This is a genomic window from Streptomyces catenulae (assembly GCF_000718015.1).
GTDB lineage: Bacteria > Actinomycetota > Actinomycetes > Streptomycetales > Streptomycetaceae > Streptomyces > Streptomyces catenulae.
On sequence record NZ_JODY01000016.1, the window covers coordinates 81,777 to 102,500 of the forward strand.

The 20,724-nt window shown below is 70.8% G+C and carries 18 protein-coding genes; 13 read left to right on the forward strand and 5 right to left on the reverse strand.

Going from position 1 to position 20,724, the window contains the following annotated elements; all coding sequences use genetic code 11:
• The first annotated feature begins 7 nt into the window (after positions 1-7).
• From pafA to IF23_RS0116240, 10 genes are all read left to right on the forward strand, one after another.
• Positions 8-1,369: a Pup--protein ligase gene (pafA, locus tag IF23_RS0116195; RefSeq protein WP_030284208.1), complete on the forward strand. Its 1,362-nt coding sequence runs from the start codon at positions 8-10 to the stop codon at positions 1,367-1,369.
• A 134-nt stretch (positions 1,370-1,503) separates the two neighbouring features.
• The gene (locus IF23_RS0116200; protein ID WP_030284209.1) at positions 1,504-2,529 is read left to right on the forward strand and encodes an FKBP-type peptidyl-prolyl cis-trans isomerase; all 1,026 of its coding nucleotides are present in this window, start codon (positions 1,504-1,506) and stop codon (positions 2,527-2,529) included.
• 57 nt (positions 2,530-2,586) lie between these two features.
• A complete protein-coding gene (locus tag IF23_RS0116205; RefSeq protein WP_030284210.1) occupies positions 2,587-2,961 on the forward strand; it encodes an FKBP-type peptidyl-prolyl cis-trans isomerase in 375 nt (124 codons plus the stop codon).
• Positions 2,962-3,074: 113 nt separating this feature from the next.
• Complete coding sequence (locus IF23_RS0116210) at positions 3,075-4,058, forward strand: helix-turn-helix transcriptional regulator (RefSeq protein ID WP_030284211.1); 984 nt, start codon at positions 3,075-3,077, stop codon at positions 4,056-4,058.
• Between the two features lie 13 nt (positions 4,059-4,071).
• On the forward strand, positions 4,072-5,022 hold the full coding sequence (locus IF23_RS0116215) for a helix-turn-helix transcriptional regulator (RefSeq protein WP_030284212.1): 951 nt from the start codon (positions 4,072-4,074) through the stop codon (positions 5,020-5,022).
• A gap of 36 nt (positions 5,023-5,058) precedes the next feature.
• Positions 5,059-5,316 (forward strand): hypothetical protein, encoded by a 258-nt coding sequence (locus tag IF23_RS0116220; protein ID WP_030284213.1) that lies wholly within the window; start codon positions 5,059-5,061, stop codon positions 5,314-5,316.
• A gap of 50 nt (positions 5,317-5,366) precedes the next feature.
• A complete protein-coding gene (locus tag IF23_RS33545; protein WP_030284216.1) occupies positions 5,367-5,597 on the forward strand; it encodes a hypothetical protein in 231 nt (76 codons plus the stop codon).
• A 203-nt stretch (positions 5,598-5,800) separates the two neighbouring features.
• A complete protein-coding gene (gene tatA, locus IF23_RS0116230) occupies positions 5,801-6,082 on the forward strand; it encodes a Sec-independent protein translocase subunit TatA (protein ID WP_030284218.1) in 282 nt (93 codons plus the stop codon).
• A gap of 121 nt (positions 6,083-6,203) precedes the next feature.
• A complete protein-coding gene (gene tatC / locus IF23_RS0116235; protein WP_051739606.1) occupies positions 6,204-7,118 on the forward strand; it encodes a twin-arginine translocase subunit TatC in 915 nt (304 codons plus the stop codon).
• Positions 7,119-7,285: 167 nt separating this feature from the next.
• Complete coding sequence (locus IF23_RS0116240) at positions 7,286-10,102, forward strand: DEAD/DEAH box helicase (RefSeq protein WP_030284221.1); 2,817 nt, start codon at positions 7,286-7,288, stop codon at positions 10,100-10,102.
• Between the two features lie 97 nt (positions 10,103-10,199).
• On the opposite strand, the gene IF23_RS0116245 is transcribed toward IF23_RS0116240, so the two are convergent.
• The gene (locus IF23_RS0116245) at positions 10,200-11,048 is read right to left on the reverse strand and encodes a siderophore-interacting protein (protein WP_030284223.1); all 849 of its coding nucleotides are present in this window, start codon (positions 11,046-11,048) and stop codon (positions 10,200-10,202) included.
• Between the two features lie 51 nt (positions 11,049-11,099).
• Complete coding sequence (locus IF23_RS0116250) at positions 11,100-12,014, reverse strand: 5'-3' exonuclease (protein ID WP_030284226.1); 915 nt, start codon at positions 12,012-12,014, stop codon at positions 11,100-11,102.
• Between the two features lie 249 nt (positions 12,015-12,263).
• On the opposite strand from IF23_RS0116250, the gene IF23_RS0116255 reads away from it, so the two are divergent.
• Both IF23_RS0116255 and IF23_RS0116260 read left to right on the forward strand, forming a co-directional pair.
• Positions 12,264-13,475 carry a quaternary amine ABC transporter ATP-binding protein gene (locus IF23_RS0116255; RefSeq protein ID WP_030284228.1) on the forward strand — a complete coding sequence of 404 codons (1,212 nt, stop codon included), beginning with the start codon at positions 12,264-12,266 and terminating at the stop codon, positions 13,473-13,475.
• On the forward strand, positions 13,468-16,077 hold the full coding sequence (locus IF23_RS0116260) for an ABC transporter permease/substrate binding protein (protein WP_030284230.1): 2,610 nt from the start codon (positions 13,468-13,470) through the stop codon (positions 16,075-16,077). Before IF23_RS0116255 ends, IF23_RS0116260 begins: the two co-directional genes overlap by 8 nt.
• 94 nt (positions 16,078-16,171) lie before the next feature.
• On the opposite strand, the gene IF23_RS0116265 is transcribed toward IF23_RS0116260, so the two are convergent.
• From IF23_RS0116265 to IF23_RS0116275, 3 genes are all read right to left on the reverse strand, one after another.
• Complete coding sequence (locus IF23_RS0116265; protein ID WP_030284232.1) at positions 16,172-16,858, reverse strand: gamma-glutamyl-gamma-aminobutyrate hydrolase family protein; 687 nt, start codon at positions 16,856-16,858, stop codon at positions 16,172-16,174.
• 38 nt (positions 16,859-16,896) lie between these two features.
• Entirely contained in the window at positions 16,897-18,366 is a 1,470-nt protein-coding gene (gene eat, locus IF23_RS0116270; RefSeq protein ID WP_030284233.1) for an ethanolamine permease, read from the reverse strand.
• Positions 18,367-18,521: 155 nt separating this feature from the next.
• Entirely contained in the window at positions 18,522-19,253 is a 732-nt protein-coding gene (locus IF23_RS0116275; protein WP_030284235.1) for a FadR/GntR family transcriptional regulator, read from the reverse strand.
• A gap of 102 nt (positions 19,254-19,355) precedes the next feature.
• Between IF23_RS0116275 and IF23_RS0116280 the strand changes: the two genes are divergently transcribed.
• Complete coding sequence (locus IF23_RS0116280) at positions 19,356-20,723, forward strand: glutamine synthetase family protein (protein WP_030284236.1); 1,368 nt, start codon at positions 19,356-19,358, stop codon at positions 20,721-20,723.
• Position 20,724 lies beyond the last annotated feature (1 nt).

Genomic DNA, 20,724 nt, shown 5'->3' on the forward strand with positions numbered 1-20,724 from the left:
TTCAGTCATGGACCGCCGCATTTTCGGGCTGGAGAACGAGTACGGCGTCACGTGCACGTTCAGGGGACAGCGCCGACTGTCGCCTGACGAAGTGGCGCGGTACCTCTTCCGCCGTGTCGTGTCATGGGGCCGCAGCAGCAATGTCTTCCTGCGGAACGGCGCCCGCCTGTACCTCGATGTGGGATCGCACCCGGAATACGCAACCCCCGAGTGCGACAACGTGACGGAACTCGTCACCCACGACAAAGCAGGCGAGCGCATTCTCGAAGGTCTTCTCGTCGACGCCGAACGCCGCCTGCACGAGGAGGGAATCGCGGGCGACGTCTATCTCTTCAAGAACAACACCGATTCGGCGGGAAACTCCTACGGCTGCCACGAGAACTATCTCGTCGCCCGCCACGGGGAGTTCTCCCGGCTCGCGGACATCCTCATTCCCTTCCTCGTCACCCGGCAGTTGCTGTGCGGCGCGGGAAAGGTGCTGCAGACCCCGCGCGGCGCCGTCTACTGCGTCAGCCAGCGCGCGGAGCACATCTGGGAGGGCGTCTCGTCCGCGACGACCCGCTCGCGCCCGATCATCAACACCCGCGACGAACCGCACGCCGACGCCGAGCGCTACCGTCGTCTGCACGTCATCGTCGGCGACTCCAACATGTCCGAGACGACGATGCTGCTCAAGGTCGGCGCCACCGATCTCGTGCTGCGGATGATCGAAGCGGGCACCGTCATGCGGGACCTGACGCTGGAGAACCCCATCCGGGCGATCCGCGAGGTCAGCCACGACATCACCGGTCAGCGCAAGGTCCGCCTCGCCAGCGGGCGGGAGGCGTCGGCGCTCGAGGTTCAGCAGGAGTATTACGAAAAGGCGGTGGATTTCTGCGACCGCCGCGGAATCCGTACCGGCACCGTCGAACGCGTACTGGAGTTGTGGGGCCGCACCCTCGACGCAATCCGTGAGCAGGAACTCGACCGCGTCGCCACCGAGATCGACTGGGTGATGAAACATCAGCTCATCGAGCGGTACCGCACCAAGAACAACATCACCATGTCGCATCCCCGGGTCGCGCAGATAGACCTCGCGTATCACGACATCCACCGCCGCCGGGGGCTCTACTACCTCCTGGAGCGGAAGGGGCAGGCGGCGCGTATCTGCGACGATCTGAAGATCTTCGAAGGCAAATCGGTGCCGCCGCAGACCACCCGCGCGCGGTTGCGCGGCGATTTCATCCGCCGGGCCCAGGAACAGCGCCGCGATTTCACGGTGGACTGGGTGCATCTCAAGCTGAACGACCAGGCACAGCGGACGGTGCTGTGCAAGGACCCGTTCCGTTCGGTGGACGACCGGGTGGAGAAGCTGATCGCCGGAATGTGAGCGTGTCCGGGGACGGAGTGCCGGGAGCCCGGGTGGCTCCCGGCACTTTGCCGTGTTCGAACGGGAACCGCGGTGGACCTCAGGTCGTAGAGTGGCGGGCACTGGCCACCACCCCCCGATCCCGAGTGGGACTGATGAACCTCACGAAAAACACCCGTCGCGCTGCCGCCGCCGCGCTGACCGTGCCCCTTCTGCTGTTCACCGCCGCCTGCGGGTCCGACGACAAGGACGCGGGCAAGACGGTCGCCGATGTGCAGGGCAAGGTGGGCGACGAGCCCTCGATCAAGGTCGCCAAGGACGCCAAGGTCGCGCCCGACCTCGTCACCAAGACCCTGGTCGAGGGCGACGGCGAGAAGGTCGGCGACGGCACCACCGTGCGCGTCGACTACGAGGGCAAGATGGTGAAGGGGCAGAGCCTCGGCAGCAGCTGGGAGATTCCGCCCGGCCCGGGCAAGGACGCCAAGGGCGGCAAGGTCGCCAAGGGTGACGCACGGCACCAGATCGTCGTCGAGATGAACGACCAGCTGCCGCAGATGCAGCGGCAGCTGCCGGTCCCGGTCAAGGTGCTGGAGGCGCTCAAGGGCCAGAAGGCGGGCAGCCGCGTCCAGATCGAGGGCACCGTCAAGTCGTTCATCGGCGAGGTGCCCCCGGGCTCCCAGCTCAAGGCCGACGACGGCATGGTGTACGTCGTCGACATCGCCGGGGCCAAGAAGATCGACAAGAAGGCCAAGGTCGAGGGCGCGCAGGCCAAGCCCGAGGACGGTATGCCCGAGGTGAAGGCCGAGGGCGAGAAGGCCGCCACGATCACCGTGCCCAAGGGGGAGAAGGCCCCCGCCGACCTGAAGCAGCAGGTGCTGGTGAAGGGCAAGGGCAAGGGCAAGGAGGTCAAGAAGGGCGATGCGCTCGTCGCCCAGTACACCGGCGTGAAGTGGGAGGACGGCAAGAAGTTCGACTCCTCCTGGGACCACGGCGGCGCCACGACCTTCCAGATCGGCACCGGCTCGGTCATCAAGGGCTGGGACGACGCGCTGGTCGGCAAGCACGTGGGCGACCGCGTCGAAATCGTGATTCCGCCGAAGCTGGGTTACGGTGCCCAACCGCAGTCCGAGCTCGCCAAGAACACCCTGGTCTTCTCCGTCGACATCGTCGACGCGTTCTGACCGAGGTCTGCGAGACTGACGCGGCCATCGCAAGGAAACACACGTAGGAGCACATCCGTGAGCATCGACAAGCCCGAGATCGACTTCCCCGAGGGCCCGGTTCCCACCGATCTGGAGATCGTGGACCTGTGGGAGGGTGACGGGCCGGTCGCCAAGGCTGGGGACAACGTCAAGGTCCACTACGTGGGTGTCTCCTTCAGCACCGGTGAGGAGTTCGACGCCAGCTGGAACCGCGGTACCCCGCTGCAGTTCCAGCTCGGTGCCGGTCAGGTCATCGCCGGTTGGGACAAGGGTGTACAGGGCATGAAGGTCGGCGGTCGCCGTCGGCTCACCATCCCCGCGCACCTCGCGTACGGCGACCGCGGCGCCGGTGGCGGCCGCATCGCCCCCGGCGAGACGCTGATCTTCGTCTGCGACCTGGTCTCCGTCTGAGACCACGCCGCACCCGCCAGGGCCCGTGCCGTAGCGCACGGGCCCTCGGCTTTTGCCCCGGGCGCCCGTGGCGGTACGGTCACGGATCGGGAGTTCCACGAGAAAGGGCGCCGATGGCGATTGCCAAGGCCGAGCGGCTGATGAACCTGGCGCTGTGCCTGCTGGGTACCCGTCGCCCGCTGACCAAGCGCGAACTGCGGTCGTCGATCGAGGCGTACGTCGAGTCGTTCGGCAAGGGGGACGACGGCGGTCACGACGAGTCGTTCAACCGCATGTTCGAGCGGGACAAGGACGACCTGCGCGAGCTGGGCCTGGTGATCGAGACCGTCGAGGGGCTGGACGGCGACATCGGCTATCTCGCCCGCCGCGACAGTAACCGCCTCCCACCGATCACCCTGGACGCCGAGGAGGCCGCGGCCCTGGGGCTCGCCGCCAAGATCTGGCAGCAGGCCAGGCTGGCCGGTGCGGCCAGCGGCGCCCTGCAGAAGCTGCGCGCCGCCGGGATGCCGCTGGCCTCCGGCGACGACGCCGTCGACGCCCCGCACAGTGCGCTGGAGCCGCGCATCCCCGCCCACGAGGCCGCCTTCGAACCGCTGATGCTGGCCTGCCGCGACCGCCGCCCGGTCACCTTCGACTACCGCAAGTCCAACGCCGCCCACCCCGAGCGCCGCCAGGTCGAGCCGTGGATCCTGGAGTGCTGGCGCGGCCACTGGTACCTCGCCGGGTGGGACCGCGACCGCCACGCCGAACGCGTCTTCCGCCTCTCCCGGATCACCGGCAAGGTCCGCTCCCGGCAGGGCGCCTTCACCGCGCCGGTGCCCGACCACGTCACCGTCCGCGAGACCGTCGAGGTCTGGGCGGGCGAGACCGCGACCGGCACCGCCCGGATCCGGCTGCGCGCCGGGCACGGCTACCCGCTGCGGGCCCGCGCGCTGACCGTCCGTGAGCTGGGCGACGGCTGGGACGAGTTGGAGATCCCGAACGGACGCGGGCTCGACGCCTGGCTCGTGGAGTTCGGACCCGACGTGGTGGTGCTGGAGCCGGCCGAGCTGCGCGCCGACGTCATCGACCGGCTGCGCGCCGTGGCCAAGGGCTGAGGGAGACGACACCATGGCGACCAACGCGATCGACCAGACCCGCCGGATGCTGTCCCTCGTGACCTATCTGCGCGAGCGCCCCGGCGCCCGGGTCAGCGATGTGGCCCGCGCCTTCGGCATCACCCAGGACGAGCTGATCGCCGACCTCGATGTCCTGCCCATGTGCGGGACGAGCTTCCGCGGCGGCGACCTCCTCGACATCGACACCGACGGCGACCGCATCTGGTGGCACAACCCTGACGACGTCGCCGCCCCGCTGCGGCTCGCCGCCGACGAGGCCACCGCGCTGCTGGTCGCGGCGCGCGCCGTGGCGACCCTGCCGGGCCTGCGCGAGGGCGACCGGCAGGCGCTGCTGCGGGCCACCGCGAAGCTGGAGGCCGCGGCGGGTGAGGCGGCCGGGGCCAGCTCCCGGGTGTCGGTGACCTTCGAGTCCGAGGGCGGGGTCTTCGCCGACGTGGACCGGGCCATCGCCGAGCGCCGCCGCCTGTGGCTGCGCTACTACTCCCCGGCCCGCGACGAGCTGACCGAACGTGAGGTGGACCCGATCCGCCTCTTCGCCGTCGGCCACACCTATATGGAGGCGTGGTGCCGCCTCTCCGAGGCCCGGCGGACCTTCCGCCTCGACCGGGTCGCGGAGATCAGGCTGCTGGACGCGCCCGCCGACCCGCCCCCCGTCGAACTGCGCGACCTCTCCGAGGGGCTGGTCCAGCCCGCGGCGGAGGACCCCGAGGTGTGTATCGAGGTCGGGCCCGGCGGCCGCTGGGTCGCCGAGTACTACCCGCACGACAGCGCCGAGGAGCTGCCGGACGGCGGGCTGCGGATCACCCTGCGCACCCCCGACCCCGCGTCACTGCGCCGCCTGGCGCTGCGGCTCGGCCGCGACGGGCGGATCACCGCCCCGCGGGAGCTGGCCGACAGCGCACGGCGCGCCGCCACCGAGGCGCTCGCCGCGTACGGCGAGTGAGCGTGCCCCTGTCACCGTGAGGAGAGGCAGCGAAGGATGACGACGACGGCGACCGGCACCCTGGCGGCAGCGCCCGCTCCGGTGCTCTTCAAGGCGGCGTGCCCCGACTGCCGGGGCCGGTTCGAGCTGGCGTCGGACGCCTTCCGGCTGGCCATAGGGGGCAGCCGCCGCACCACGTTCTACTCCTTCACCTGCCCCGACTGCGGGCGCGCGGTGCGCCGCCCGGCCGGGGAGCGGATCGTGGAGCTGCTCACCGGCGGCGGGGTGCGCACCCTGCGGCTGCACACCGGCTGACCGGGCCGCCCGTGGGCGGTGCGGTTCCGCGCCACCGTTAGGCTCGTCCCATGCTCTGGCCCATGATCGCTGTCGTCCTCGGCTTCCTCGGCATCGCCGTGCTCGGGGTGCTCGCCCTCCGCGTCTTCATCGAGGTGCGGCGGCTGGCCGGGCAGGTGGGGGTCGCGTCGGAGCGGATCCAGCGGGCCGCGCAGGACCTGGAGCGGGCGGCCACACCGCTGGCGGCCCGGGCCGGACGGTCCGCCGCCGGGGAGACCGGATCAGGGGAGCGCAGGGGTTGACGGGACGTCGGCGCCGTGTCCGGGGACGGTACGCTGGAGCGCGGGTCCGACGGGCGTGGTGTGCGCGTGTCCGGGAGTGCGCACGGGGGTTGCCCGGCGTTCACCGGTGAGCGTTACGATCGCTCAAGCACGGCGGACGGACGGATGTCCGGCCAAGTCAGGTAGTCCCATCCTCAGCCGCCTCGGTGAGAAGGTATTCGCTTATGTTTGGAAAGATCGGTTGGCCCGAGCTCGTACTGCTCCTGGTCATCGTGGTCGTGCTGTTCGGCGCCAAGAAGCTTCCCGACATGGCCCGCTCACTCGGTAAGTCCGCCCGCATCCTCAAGAGCGAGGCGAAGGCGATGAAGTCGGAGAGCGCCCAGAAGGACGCCGCCCCCGCCGACCCGCCGCAGGACGACTCCCAGGCCGCACCCCGGACGATCAAGGCCGCACCCGGTGATGTGAGCAGCGCGCGTCCGGTCACCGAGACCGACCGCACCGCGTAGCGCAGACCGAGGGCCCTGACCGGGTGGCGGATCCGGCCGCCCCCACCGGATGAGATGAGGACGAGGGGTGCGCGAGTCCGTCCCCAAGAAGCAGAAGCGGGAGAAGGATCCCGAGGGGCGTATGCCGCTCGTGGAGCACCTGCGGGAGCTGCGTAACCGCCTTGCCAAGGGCGTGCTGGCGATCGTCGTGATGATGATCGTCGCTGCGTTCTTCTACGAGTCGATCATCAACTTCTTCACCAAGCCGATCCTGCAGACGATCGGTTGTGACGCCCTCTTCACCGATCTGGCCAAGCAGCGCACGGGCCGCTGCGCCAACATCGTGATGATGGACCTGCTCGGTCCCTTCACCCTCGCGCTGAAGGTTTCGCTCGTCTCGGGCGTCATCCTCGCCTCGCCGGTCTGGCTGTACCAGCTGTGGGCCTTCCTCGCGCCCGGGCTGCACCGCAAGGAGAAGAAGTACGCGCTGAGCTTCGTCGCGGCGGGCTTCCCGCTCTTCGTCGCCGGTGCCTACTTCGCGTACAAGGTGCTGCCGACCACCGCGCGGGTGCTGATCGACTTCACGCCGACCGGTGTGGAGAACCTGCTGACGCTGGACAAGCTGCTCGATCTGATCACCCGCATGGTGATCGTCTTCGGTCTCTCCTTCGAGCTGCCGCTGCTGCTGGTGATGCTGAACTTCGCCGGCATCCTCTCGGGCAAGCGGATGCTCGGCTGGTGGCGCGGCATGATCATGGGCATCACGGTCTTCTCCGCCATCGCGACGCCCAGCACCGACCCGGTCACCATGCTGCTGCTGGCCGCGCCGATCTGTGTGCTGTACTTCGGCGCCGTCCTGCTCGCGCTCTCCCGGGACGCCCGGCGGCGGCGCAGGGACGAGTCCGGGCCGTCCGACGACGAGGCGTCCGACCTGGATCTGACGCCGCAGTCGATCGGCGAGATGGAGCCGGTGGGCGCCCCGCCGGAGCTGCCCGAGCAGGCAGGTGGACCCGGTGAAGACCGGCGCCGCCGCGGTGACCTGGACGATGTGACCTGACCTCCACCGGGGCGGCGCGGGAGGTGATCCCGCGCGCGCCCGGGGGAAGGCGGGGGGCCGGTGGCTCCCCGCCTTCGTCGTTCCCGCCGTCCGGACGGGAACGGAGGGAGCGGTGCCGGATAAAGCCGGGTCGAGTGTCAGAGGCGGCCGGTAGGCTCGTGAGCACGATGACCGAGGACATGTCTCCTGCTGAGCGCTATGCCGCCGCCAAGCTCCGTGCGGCCGAGCAGGCCACCGCACTCGCCCCTTTCCGTGAGATGTACGACTTCCCCCTGGATCCGTTCCAGCTCGACGCCTGCCATGCCCTGGAGGCGGGCAAGGGCGTGCTGGTCGCGGCTCCGACGGGCTCCGGCAAGACGATCGTCGGCGAATTCGCCGTCCATCTGGCCCTCACCCAGGGCCGCAAATGCTTCTACACCACCCCCATCAAGGCGCTGTCCAACCAGAAGTACCAGGACCTGGTGCGCCGGTACGGCCCCGAGAAGGTCGGCCTGCTGACCGGCGACAACAGCGTCAATTCCGAAGCACCGGTGATCGTGATGACCACCGAGGTGCTGCGGAACATGCTCTATGCGGGCTCCCAGGCGCTGATAGGGCTCAGCTATGTGGTGATGGATGAGGTCCACTACCTCTCCGACCGCTTCCGGGGCGCCGTCTGGGAAGAGGTGATCATCCATCTCCCCGAGTCGGTGACGCTGGTCTCGCTCTCCGCGACGGTCTCCAACGCCGAGGAGTTCGGCGACTGGCTGGACACCGTCCGCGGTGACACCGAGGTGATCGTCTCCGAGCACCGCCCGGTGCCGCTGTGGCAGCACGTCCTCGCGGGCCGCCGGATGTACGACCTGTTCGAGGAGCGGGAGGGCCGCGGCGGCGCCCGCCGGGAGGTCAACCCGGATCTGGAGCGGCTGGCCCGGCTGGAGAACAGCCGCCCCACCTTCGGCCGGGACAAGCGCCGCGGCCGGAATCTGCGCGAGGCGGACCGCGAGCGCGAGCGGCGCCAGCGCAGCCGTATCTGGACGCCGAGCCGCCCCGAGGTGATCGACCGGCTGGACAACGAGGGCCTGCTGCCCGCGATCACCTTCATCTTCAGCCGCGCGGGCTGCGAGGCGGCCGTCCAGCAGTGTCTTCACGCGGGGCTGCGCCTCAACGACCAGGAGGGCCGGGAGAAGGTCCGGCGGATAGTCGAGGCGCGGACCGCGGGCATCCCCGACGACGATCTCCATGTGCTGGGGTACTTCGAGTGGCTGGAGGGCCTGGAGCGCGGTATCGCCGCCCACCACGCCGGGATGCTGCCGACGTTCAAGGAGGTCGTCGAGGAGCTGTTCGTGAAGGGCCTGGTCAAGGCCGTCTTCGCGACCGAGACGCTGGCGCTGGGCATCAACATGCCGGCCCGCTCCGTGGTGCTGGAGAAGCTGGTCAAGTGGAACGGCGAGCAGCACGCCGACATCACCCCGGGCGAGTTCACACAGCTCACCGGGCGGGCCGGGCGCCGCGGTATCGACGTCGAGGGCCATGCGGTGGTGCTGTGGCAGCGCGGGATGAACCCGGGCGCGCTGGCCGGTCTCGCCGGGACGCGGACGTATCCGCTGCGCTCGTCGTTCAAGCCGTCGTACAACATGGCGGTCAACCTCGTCTCGCAGTTCGGGCGGCACCGGTCGCGGGAGCTGCTGGAGATGTCGTTCGCGCAGTTCCAGGCGGACCGGTCGGTCGTCGGGATCTCCCGGCAGGTGCACAAGAACGAGGAGGGGCTGGAGGGCTACCGCGCCTCCATGACCTGCCATCTCGGCGATTTCGAGGAGTACTCCCGGCTGCGGCGGCAGCTGAAGGACCGGGAGACGGAGCTGGCCAAGCAGGGCGCGGCGCACCGCCGGGTGGCGGCCGCCGCGGCGCTGGAGAAGCTGCGGCCGGGCGACATCATCCATGTCCCGGCCGGGAAGTACGCGGGGCTCGCGCTGGTGCTGGATCCGGGGATGTCCTCGGGCCGCACCGACCGGCAGCGGGGCTACGAGGTGCACGACGGGCCGCGGCCGCTGGTGCTGACCGCCGAGCGGCAGGTCAAGCGGTTGGCGGCGATGGACTTCCCGGTGCCGGTCGAGGCGCTCGACCGGATGCGGATCCCGAAGTCGTTCAACGCCCGCAGCCCGCAGTCCCGCCGGGATCTGGCCTCCTCGCTGCGGACGAAGGCGGGGCATCTGGTCCCCTCCCGGCACCGCAAGCCGCGTGCGGAGGCGGCCGACGACCGGGAGATCGCCCGGCTGCGCAAGGAGATCCGGGCGCATCCCTGCCACGGCTGCGACGAGCGCGAGGACCACGCCCGCTGGGCGGAGCGCTACCACCGGCTGCTGCGGGACACCCGGCAGCTGGAGCGCCGGATCGAGGGGCGGACGAACACCATCGCCCGTACCTTCGACCGCATCTGCGCGCTCCTGACCGAGCTGGACTATCTGGAGGCCGACACCGTCACGGACGAGGGCCGCCGACTGGCCCGGCTCTACGGCGAGTTGGATCTGCTGGCCAGCGAGTGTCTGCGCGAGGGCGTCTGGGAGGGGCTCGGCCCCGCGGAGCTGGCGGCCTGTGCGTCGGCGCTGGTCTTCGAGGCGCGGCAGGCGGACGACGCGGTGGCGCCGAAGCTGCCGTCCGGGCAGGCGCGGGACGCGCTCGCCGAGATGGTGCGGATCTGGGGTCGGCTGGACGCCCTGGAGGAGGACCACAAGATCAATCAGGCGGAGGGGGTCGGCCAGCGGGAGCCCGATCTCGGCTTCGCCTGGGCGGCCTACCGCTGGGCGTCCGGCTTCGGCCTCGACGAGGTGCTGTCGGAGGCGGAGATGCCGGCCGGTGACTTCGTCCGCTGGTGCAAGCAGCTGATCGATGTCCTCGGCCAGATCGCGGTCGCGGCGCCGCCCGGTGGCACCGTCGCCCGTACGGCCCGCAAGGCCGTGGACGGCGTGCTGCGCGGAGTGGTGGCGTACTCGTCGGTGGGGTGAGGACGGGCCCCGGGCCGACGGTCCGGGGCGGTGTCCGCACGCGATGCGGCGCCCGTCCCCTTCCCGGGGGCGGGCGCCGCATCGTCGTCGGTGCCGCTCAGGCGGCCGCGGGCTCCTGCTCCGCCTCGACCTGCTGGTTCCAGTCGCGCTTGGACGCCTGCCAGCCGTCCTCGTCGTGGCCGTTGCGCCAGTAGCCCGAGATCGACAGGGCCTCGCGCGGTACGTCGCGCTCGACGCGGAGGATACGGCGCAGCTCCTTGACGAAGCCCGCCTCGCCGTGGACGAACGCCTGGATCCGCCCGGTGGGGAAGGGCAGCGCGTCGACGGCGGCGACGAGGTGACGGCCGACCGGTGCGTCGCCGCGGTGCAGCCAGGTGATCTCGGCGCCCGCCGGTGCGGTCAGCGCCTGCTCCTCCTCGGGACCGGCCACCTCGATGAAGGCGTGGACCGGCACGCCCTCCGGCATCCGGGCCAGCGACGCCGCGATGGCCGGGAGGGCGCTCTCGTCCCCGGCGAGCAGATGCCAGTCTGCGGTGATCTCGGGGGCGTACGCACCGCCGGGGCCGAGGAAGAGGACCTCGTCGCCCGGCTTCGCGGCGGCCGCCCACGGGCCCGCGACGCCCGCGTCACCGTGGACCACGAAGTCGACGGTCAGCTCCCGCAGCTCCGGGTCCCAGGCGCGCACTGTGTACGTACGCGTCCGGGGCCACCGGTCGCGCGGCAGGTCGGCGCGGATCTGCGCGATGTCGAACGGCTCGGGGTAATCGACGCCGGGCAGCGGGAACACCAGCTTGATGTAGTGGTCGCTGTAGGCGCCGACGGCGAAGGCGGCGAGGCCCTCACCGCCGAGGACCAGCCGCACCATGTGCGGGGTGAGCTGCTCGGTGCGCCGGACCTCGGCGCGGTGCAGCGTCTGCTTCTTACGGGCGGGTCGCTCTGCTGCCACGGCGGTCTCCCCTGGGCGCGATGATTGGTTAGGTTTACCTAACCTAGCAGTTCATCCCCGGAGTGTGTCGAGCAAGCGGTGGAGGGAGCCGCCCAGACCCCACCGCGCGGCGAGCGATTCCAGCCGTTCGGGGTCGGCGGGCTTGCGGGGGAGCGCGAAGCCGTTCTGCGGCACCGGTACGTCGGTGGCCACCCGCACCACCTTCGGGGCGACCGCCAGATACGGTGCGGCGTCGGTCAGCCGTCGGCGCTGGGTCGGGGTGAGCTTCGAGGCCGGATCGGCGGCCGCCGCGATGATTCCGTCCAGGTCACCGTAGGCGTCGAGCAGCTTGGCCGCGGTCTTCTCGCCGATGCCCGGCACGCCCGGCAGGCCGTCGCTCGGGTCGCCCCGCAGCAGCGCCAGGTCCGCGTAGCCGCGCCCGTCGACCCCGTACTTCTCGCGCAGCAGCGCCTCGTCGGTGAGCTGGAGGGTGCCGACGCCCTTGAGCGGATAGAGGATGCGGATGCCGCGGGCGTCGTCGACCAGCTGGTAGAGGTCGCGGTCGCCGGTGACGACGTCGACCGGGCCGCTCGCGCGGGCGGTCAGGGTGCCGATGACGTCGTCCGCCTCGTACCCCGCCGCGCCGACGCGGGCGATGCCCAGCGCGTCCAGGACCTCCTCGATCACCGGGACCTGCGGGGAGAGGGTGTCGGGGATCTCCTCCTCGTCCGGGTCGGCGGAGCCCGCGGGGGCCTCGGCGGCGACCCGGTGGGCCTTGTAGGAGGGGATCAGGTCGACCCGCCACTGGGGGCGCCAGTCGGCGTCCATGCAGGCCACCAGGTCATCGGGGTGATGGTCCTGGACGAGCCGGGCGATGAAGTCCAGCAGGCCGCGCACCGCGTTCACCGGGGTGCCGTCCGGGGCCCGGACCGAGTCCGGGACGCCGAAGTACGCGCGGAAGTAGAGGGAGGCGGTGTCGAGGAGCATCAGGCGTCGAGTCACCCCCGCATGATGCCGTACGGCGGAAACCTCCCAGGAGTACGGCTCAAACGTGGCCCAGATGTGAGGTGGGTCACCGGATGGTTTGAGCCAGATAAAGGGGGGCAGGCGCGCAGCCGGAGCGGACCCGATAAGCGTTTCAACATTTTTATCGGTGCAGGCGGGCGGATCCCGTCCCTCTCCACGACCTGTCTACGGGGGTGGCAGGTCGTTTCTCGTGCGACAAGAGAGGTGTATGTGTCCAGGCTTCAAGCCGAGCACCTGTACATGGTGTTCGGCAGACGACCGAAGGACGCGGTGCGCAGGCTCCAGGAGGGAGCCGACCGCGACGAACTGCGCGCCGAGGGCACGACCGCCGCGGTGATCGACGCGTCGATCGAGGTGGACGAGGGCCAGATCTTCGTCGTCATGGGTCTGTCCGGGTCCGGTAAGTCCACGCTGCTGCGGACTCTGAACGGGCTGCTGGAGCCCACCGCCGGAACCGTACGGTTCGACGGCGAGGACCTGACCTCGCTCAGCGCCAAGGACCTGCGCAAGGTCCGCTCCGAGAAGATCTCCATGGTCTTCCAGCACTTCGCGCTCTTCCCGCACCGCAGCGTGCTGGAGAACGCCGCCTACGGCCTGGAGGTCCAGGGCGTCCCGCGCGCCGAGCGGGAGAAGCGCGCGTACGAGGCGCTGGAGCTGACCGGCCTCAAGGGCTGGGAGAAGTCCTGGCCGGATGAGCTGTCCGGCGGTATGCAGCAGCGCGTCGGTCTGGCCCGCGCGCTCGCCACCGACGCCGACCTGCTGCTGATGGACGAGTCCTTCAGCGCGCTGGACCCGCTGATCCGCCGCGACATGCAGGATCAGTTGCTGGAGCTCCAGAAGACGCTGAAGAAGACCATCGTCTTCATCACCCACGACCTCAACGAGGCGATGCGTCTCGGCGACAAGATCGCCGTCATGCGCGACGGCCGTATCGTGCAGATCGGCAGCGCCGAGGACATCCTCGTCCGCCCGGCCAACGACTACGTCGCCTCCTTCACCCAGGACGTCGACCGCACCCGGGTGCTGACCGCCGGTGCGATCATGACCTGCGCCGACGAGGTGCTGGGCACCACCGCCCCGGACGGCAAGAAGATCGCCACCCTCGACGACTTCCTCGCCGCCGCGCCCGCCGTGGTCGGCGAGGACACCCCGATCGTCGACCTCTTCACGCCCTGCTCGGTCAGCACCGTGCCGGTCGCCGTGGCCGACAAGGCGGGCAAGGCCGTCGGCGCCGTCCGCGCCGACCGGCTGCTCGCCGCGCTCGGTGAGGACGACGGCGGGCCCGCGGCCCCCGCGCCCCGCCCGGCCACCGACCCGGCCCCGGCGGACAGGCTCACCAAGGCTGCCGCCGCGGACGCGAAGAAGGACGCGGAAGCGCCCGAGGACAACGACCCCGAGGGCAAGGTGAGCGCCGGTGCCTAGGATTCAGATAGGCAGCTGGGCCAGCGACGCCGTCGACTGGCTCACCAACAACGCCGCCTGGCTCTTCGACTTCGTCACCCACGTACTCAACGGCTTCTACACCGGCATCCACGCGGTCCTCGCCGGTCCCGAGCCGCTGATCCTCGCCGGGATCTTCGCGATCATCGCCTGGTGGCTGCGCGGCCTGCCCGCCGCGGTCCTCACCTTCCTCGGCTTCGCGCTGATCGACTCCATCGAGCAGTGGGACGAGACGATCTCGTCGCTCTCGCTGGTGCTGGTCGCCTGCATCATCACCATCGTGGTCGCCGTGCCGCTCGGCATCTGGGCCGCCCGCAGCCGCGCCGTCGGCGGTGCGCTGCGCCCGGTCCTCGACCTGATGCAGACGATGCCCGCGATGGTCTACCTGATCCCGGGCATCCTCTTCTTCGGTCTCGGTGTCGTCCCCGGCATCGTCTCCACCATCGTCTTCTCCATGCCGCCCGCCGTCCGCATGACGGAGCTGGGCATCCGGCAGGTCGACGAGGAACTGGTCGAGGCGGCCGAGGCGTTCGGCACCCACCCGCGGCGCACCCTCTTCCGGGTGCAGCTGCCGCTGGCGCTGCCGACGATCATGGCCGGTGTCAACCAGGTCATCATGCTGGCGCTCTCCATGGTCGTCATCGCCGGTACCGCCGGTGGCGGCGGTCTGGGCGGTTCGGTCTACCAGTCGCTCAGCTCCGTCGATGTGAAGCTGGGTGCCGAGGCGGGTCTCTCCGTCGTCATCCTCGCCGTCTACCTCGACCGGATGACCGGCGCCCTGAACCAGCGGGTCTCGCCGCTGGGCCGCCGCGCCCTCGCCAAGGCGCAGGCCGCGCTCGGCGGGATGAAGTTCCTGCGCTGGAAGCCGGCCACCTCGCTGGCGACCGTCGGCGTCGTCGTCCTCGCGCTGGTCGCGGGCGGTATGGGTTACTTCGGCAAGGACTCCGGTGGCGCCGCCGCCGGGAACGACGGTCACGGCCGTTCGATCAGCCTCGGCTACGTCAACTGGGACGAGGGGCGCGCCACCACCTTCCTGTGGAAGGAGATCCTGGAGCAGCGCGGCTTCAAGCCGAAGGTCCAGGCGCTGGAGGCCGGTCCGCTCTTCGCCGGTCAGGCCCGTGGCGACATCGACGTCCAGTCCAACGCCTGGCTGCCGACCACGCACGAGGCGTACTGGAAGCAGTACAAGGACAAGCTGGAGGACCTCGGCGCCTGGTACGACAAGACGTCGCTGGAGATCGCGGTCCCGTCGTACATGAAGGACTTCAAGTCCCTGGAGGACCTGAAGGGCAAGGGCTCCACCTTCGGCGGCAAGATCATCGGCATCGAGCCGGGCGCCGGTGAGATGAAGATCCTCAAGGACAAGGTCCTCAAGGAGTACGGCCTGTCCGGCGAGTACAAGGTCCAGGACTCCACGACCGCCTCGATGCTGGCCGAGCTGCAGCGCGCGTACGCGAAGAAGAAGCCGATCGCCGTGCCGCTGTGGTCGCCGCACTGGGCGTACAACAAGTACGACCTCACCAAGCTGAAGGACCCCAAGGGCGCCTTCGGTTCCGGTGACAGCCTGCACATGCTGGGCCGTAAGGGCTTCTCCAAGGACGAGCCGCTGGTCGCCGGGTGGATGAAGAACTTCCACCTGGACGAGGACCAGCTGACCAGCCTGGAGAACGAGATCCAGACCGCCGGTATCGGACACGAGCAGGAGGGTGTCCGCGCCTGGCTGAAGAAGAACCCGGGTCTGGTCGACAAGATCGCGCCGTCCAGCCACGCCGACTACGCCAAGGGCAAGGACGCCGGCAAGGCGCCCGACATCGGCTTCCCCGCGTGGGACGAGGGCATCGCCACCACGTACCTGTGGAAGAACGTCCTGGAGAAGCGCGGCTACAAGCCGAAGCTGCACAACCTCGACGTCGGCCCGATGTGGACCGGCCTGTCGACCGGTCAGATCGACGTGGAGACCGACGGCTGGCTCCCGGTCGCGCAGAAGCAGTACTGGGACAAGTACAAGAAGGATCTCGTCGACGTCGGCCCCTGGTACGACAAGACGTCGCTGGAGATCGCGGTGCCGTCCTACGTCAAGGACGTCAAGACCCTCGACGACCTGCGCAAGCACAAGGACGAGTTCGGCGGCAAGATCATCGGCATCGAGCCGGGCACCGGTGAGATGAAGCGGCTCAAGAGCACCGTCGCCCCGGCATACGGTCTCGACGGCTTCCAGGTCACCTCCGCCGGTACCAGCGGGATGCTCGCCGAGCTGCAGCGGGCGTACGGCAAGAAGGAGCCGATCGCGGTCGTCCTGTGGTCGCCGCACTGGGCGTACAGCAAGTACGACCTGACCAAGCTGAAGGACCCCAAGGGCACCTGGGGCGCCGAGAACCACATCACCTCGATCGGCAACAAGAGCTTCCCGAAGGAATTCCCCGAGTTCCACGGCTGGCTCAAGAACTGGAAGATGACCCCCGACGAACTGAACAGCCTGGAGAAGGACATTCAGGACGCCGGTAAGGGCAACGAGGACAAGGGTGTCCAGAAGTGGATCGATGCCCACCCGGGCATCGTCGACAAGATGGCTCCCGTGAAGTAACACGCACGGCACACCCGTCGCACGGTGCGGGCCCCGCCTCCGGCAGTACGCCGGGGGCGGGGCCCGTTTCCGTACCCGCGCGGGTCCGTACCGCTCAGCCCCCGGCCGCGGCCACCAGCGCCGCCACCACCCGCGGGTCGTCCCCGGCCTCCGGGTGCCACTGCACGGCCAGCGTGAACGCCGCCGCGTCCGGGTCCTCCACCGCCTCCACCGTGCCGTCCGCCGCGTACGCGGAGACCCGCAGACCGTGGCCGAGGCGGTCGACGGCCTGGTGGTGGTAGGTCGGGACGGAGACCGCCGCGGGCAGGACGGCCGCCAGCGCGGTGCCGCCGACCGGGGTGACGGTGTGCCGGGCGAAGGTGCCGGGCGGGCCGTTGTGCCCGTCGAGATGCTGGACGAGCGTGCCGCCGCGCGCGACGTTCAGCAGTTGCAGCCCCCGGCAGATGCCGAGCAGCGGGACGCCCGCGGCCGACGCCGCGTCGATCAGGGCGAGTTCCCAGGCGTCCCGGGCGGGCGCGGGCGGCCCGGTCCGCGGGTCCGGTGCGGCGCCGTAGCGTTCCGGGGCGACGTCCGCGCCGCCCGCGATGACCAGCCCGTCCAGCCGGGCGACGGTGGCGGCGGCGGTCCCGGGCGCGTCCGGCGGCAGCAGTGCGGCGATCCCGCCCGCCCGCTGGACGTGCCGGTGGTACCCGGCGGGCAGCACGGCGGCGGGCTGCGTCCACACGCCCCACCGCGCCGCGTCCTCCAGATAGGTGCTGATACCGATGAGCGGGCGGTGCATCGGGTCCTCCGTACGGGGTCGGGTCGGTCGGTGCGGGGTCAGCCGCGGTCCAGTTCGGCCTCGGCGGCGGCCAGCGCGGCGAACTCCTCCTCGGGCGCCGCGGCCACCAGCCGGTGCCGGGACCAGCACGCGAAGTACACCAGCGCCACGCCGTACACACCGAGCGCGATCAGCGCCGCGTCCTTGTCCACCAGGAACGTCGCCACCAGCGCCGCACAGGCCAGCACGAAGGCGACGGCGGAGGTGAGCATCCCGCCCGGGGTGCGGTACGGCCGGTGCAGCCCCGGCTCGCGGCGCCGCAGCACCAGGTGCGAGAGGGCCATCAGGGCGTACGAGATGGTGGCGCCGAAGACCGCGACGTTCAGCATCCGGGCGCCGTCGCCGGTGGCCGCGGCGAGGGCGAAGCCGAGGGCGCCGGGCACCAGCAGGCCCAGGTAGGGGGCCTTGCGGCGGCTCGTCAGGGAGAGGAAGCGCGGCAGGTAGCCGGCCCGGGAGAGGGCGAAGAGCTGCCGGGAACCGGCGAAGATCAGGGAGAAGAACGACGCCACCAGACCGGCGAGCCCCGCGTAGTTGACGATCCGGCTCACCACCGTCGGGGTGCCGTGCGGCTGGAGCGCCTGCACCAGCGGATCGCCGACCGACTGGATCGCCGCGCTGCCCCGGGCGCCGGTCGCGGCGGTGAAGGTGACCAGCGCGAGCAGCAGCAGGACACCCATCGCGGACGCCATCGCCCGCGGCAGCACCCGCGCCGGGTCCCGGGTCTCCTCCGCCGCCAGCGGCACACCCTCCACCCCGAGGAAGAACCACATCCCGAACGGGAACGCCGCCCAGATGCCGAGCAGCCCGAACGGCAGCCAGGACGAGGCGCCGAACGCATGCGCGCGGACCGGGATGTCGTCGAGCGCGTCCACCTGGAAGTTGCTGAACGCGGCGACCGCGAAGACCAGCAGCGCGGCCACCGCGACGGCGGTGACGACCAGGCTGAAGCGGAGCGCCTCGCCGACGCCCCACAGATGGATGCCGATGAAGACGGCGAAGCAGGCGAGGTAGACCGGCCAGCCGGAGTGCAGGCCGAACAGGCCGAGCGAGGCGACGTAGTCCCCGATGAAGATCGAGATGGCGGCGGGCGCCAGGACGTACTCGATGAGGATGGCGGTGCCGGTCAGGAAGCCGCCCCAGGTGCCCAGCGCGCGCCGGGCGAAGCCGTAGCCGCCGCCCGCGGTGGGCAGCACCGATGCCAGCTCCGCCAGCGCGAAGACCAGGCAGGTGTACATCAGGCCCATCAGCACGGCGGCGACGGCCAGTCCGCCGAACCCGCCGTGCGCCAGGCCGTTGTTCCAGCCGGAGAAGTCGCCGGAGACGACATAGGCGACGCCGAGACCGGTCAGCAGCAGCGGGCCCGCGCTGCCGCGCCGCAGCGACCGCCGTTCCAGATAGGCGTTCTCGGCGGAGGGTTCCCCGGTGCCGGTCCGGGGCGGTGCGCTCTGCGGTTCCGTACGGTCGGCCATCAGCCGCTCCTGCCTCGCCGGTGGTCCGGGGCGCCCGGGACGGACGGCCCGAATAAAGGTTCAGCGGCATACCTTTGCCCGGTCGGCGGGGCGGGCGCAAGACCCGTGCGGGAAATGGGGGCCGGACCGGGGGAGTGCCAGGCGCCCTCGCGGTCTCACCCCGCGGGCCGGGTGAGAAACCCCCGCAGCAACGCCGCCGTACCGCCGCAGTGTTCGCGCGCCACCTCGCGGGCGCCGTCCGCATCGCCCTCCAGGACCGCCTCCACCAGCGCGTCGTGCTGGGACTGGGAGTGCTCCAGGTTGCGGACCAGCAGCGGGATGCAGTCCAGCAGGTCGTTCACCCGGGCGCGCACCGCCGCGTACTGCGCCGCGAGCGAAGGGGAGCCGGACAGCTCCGCGAGGGTGAGGTGGAGCAGGGTGTCGCAGCGGCGGTAGTCGGCCAGCGGCGCGTCGTGGGTCGCGGTCAGACAGGCGCGCAGCCGGGCGGCGTCCGCGTCCGGCAGCCCGTGCGCCGCGCAGAGTCCGGCGGCGCCGGTCTCCAGCACCTCGCGGAAGCGCAGGGTGTCCTCCAGATCGATCCGGTCGGTCCGGCGGCGCAGCTCCGCCTCGCCCGGATGCCCGTCGCGCGCCCGGACGAACGTGCCGCCGTACCGCCCGCGCCGGCTCTCCACCAACCCCTCGTCCTGAAGGACCTTCAGCACCTCGCGGAGCGTCACCCGGCTGATGTGCAGCCGGTCGGCCAACTCCCGCTCCGCGGGCAGCCGTTCGCCCTGTGCCACCAGGCCCAGCCGGACGATCTGGAGTATCTGCTCCAGCGCCTCCTCGAAGCCGTTGCCCGCCCGCACCGGCCGCAGCACGGGTGCCAGACCGTCCGCCGCACCGTCCATCCCGACCCCTTCCCAACCAATGGTTCGTGTGCATACCTTATTCCGGCCGGAGCGCCGGAGCGCCGGACAGTGCTCCGGACCGCAGCGACAGGAGGCAACACCGTGGCCCACCGCACGCCCCCGCTCTCCGTCGAGGAGCTGAGCGCACTCGTCGCCGCAGGGGAGATCGACACCGTCGTTCTCGCCTTCACCGACATGCAGGGACGGCTCCAGGGCAAGCGGTTCGCCGCCCGCCACTTCCTCGACTCCGTCCTCGACCACGGCACCGAGGGCTGCAACTACCTCCTCGCCGTGGACGTCGACCTCAACACCGTCGACGGCTACGCCATGTCCTCCTGGGAGCGCGGCTACGGCGACTTCGCCATGCACGGCGACCGCGCCACCCTGCGCCGCACCCCCTGGAACCCGGGCACCGCCCTGATCACCGCCGACCTCGCCTGGCACGACGGCACACCCGTCGCCGCCTCGCCCCGGCAGATACTCCGCCGCCAGCTCGACCGCCTCGCCGCGCGCGGACTGCACGCCTTCGCCGGGACCGAGCTGGAGTTCCAGCTCTTCAAGGACACCTACGAGGCGGCCTGGTCACGCGGCTACCGCGAGATGACCCCGGCCAACCAGTACAACGGCGACTACTCCGTCCTCGGCACCGGCCGCGTCGAGCCCGTGCTGCGCCGCATCCGCAACGAGATGGGCGCCGCCGGAATGACCGTCGAGTCCGCCAAGGGCGAGTGCAATCTCGGCCAGCACGAGATCGTCTTCGTCTACGACGACGCGCTCACCACCTGCGACCAGCACGCCGTCTACAAGACCGGCGCCAAGGAGATCGCCGCCCAGGAGGGCATGGCGCTCACCTTCATGGCCAAGTACGACGAGCGCGAGGGCAACTCCTGCCACATCCACCTCTCGCTCCGCGACGACGACGGCGCCGCCGTCCTCGCCGACCCCGGCGCTCCGCACGGCATGTCCGCGCTGATGCGCCACTTCCTCGCCGGACAGCTCGCCGCCCTGCGCGACTTCACCCTCCTGTACGCCCCCAACATCAACTCCTACAAGCGCTACCGCCCCGGCTCCTTCGCCCCCACCGCCGTCGCCTGGGGCCCCGACAACCGCACCTGCGCGCTGCGCGTCGTCGGCCACGGCGCCGCCCTGCGCCTGGAGAACCGGCTGCCCGGCGGCGACGTCAACCCCTACCTCGCCGTCGCCGGGATGATCGCCGCCGGACTCCACGGCATCGACCGCGAACTGGAGCTGCCGGACGCCTGCACCGGCAACGCCTACGACGGCGACGCCGCCCACGTCCCCGCCACCCTCCGCGAGGCCGCCGACCGGTGGGAGCACAGCGCCCTCGCCCGCGCCTCCTTCGGCGACGACGTCGTCGACCACTACCGCCACATGGCCCGCGTCGAACAGGACGCCTACGACGCGGCCGTCACGGACTGGGAGCGCTTCCGCTCCTTCGAGCGCATGTAAG

Coding starts and splice junctions, on each gene's coding strand:
- pafA (WP_030284208.1), top strand. CDS start 8: ATGGACCGCCGCATTTTCGGGCTGGAGAACGAGTACGGCGTCACGTGC.
- IF23_RS0116200 (WP_030284209.1), top strand. CDS start 1,504: ATGAACCTCACGAAAAACACCCGTCGCGCTGCCGCCGCCGCGCTGACC.
- IF23_RS0116210 (WP_030284211.1), top strand. CDS start 3,075: ATGGCGATTGCCAAGGCCGAGCGGCTGATGAACCTGGCGCTGTGCCTG.
- IF23_RS0116215 (WP_030284212.1), top strand. CDS start 4,072: ATGGCGACCAACGCGATCGACCAGACCCGCCGGATGCTGTCCCTCGTG.
- IF23_RS0116220 (WP_030284213.1), top strand. CDS start 5,059: ATGACGACGACGGCGACCGGCACCCTGGCGGCAGCGCCCGCTCCGGTG.
- IF23_RS33545 (WP_030284216.1), top strand. CDS start 5,367: ATGCTCTGGCCCATGATCGCTGTCGTCCTCGGCTTCCTCGGCATCGCC.
- tatA (WP_030284218.1), top strand. CDS start 5,801: ATGTTTGGAAAGATCGGTTGGCCCGAGCTCGTACTGCTCCTGGTCATC.
- tatC (WP_051739606.1), top strand. CDS start 6,204: ATGCCGCTCGTGGAGCACCTGCGGGAGCTGCGTAACCGCCTTGCCAAG.
- IF23_RS0116240 (WP_030284221.1), top strand. CDS start 7,286: ATGACCGAGGACATGTCTCCTGCTGAGCGCTATGCCGCCGCCAAGCTC.
- IF23_RS0116250 (WP_030284226.1), bottom strand. CDS start 12,014: ATGCTCCTCGACACCGCCTCCCTCTACTTCCGCGCGTACTTCGGCGTC.
- IF23_RS0116265 (WP_030284232.1), bottom strand. CDS start 16,858: ATGCACCGCCCGCTCATCGGTATCAGCACCTATCTGGAGGACGCGGCG.
- eat (WP_030284233.1), bottom strand. CDS start 18,366: ATGGCCGACCGTACGGAACCGCAGAGCGCACCGCCCCGGACCGGCACC.
- IF23_RS0116275 (WP_030284235.1), bottom strand. CDS start 19,253: ATGGACGGTGCGGCGGACGGTCTGGCACCCGTGCTGCGGCCGGTGCGG.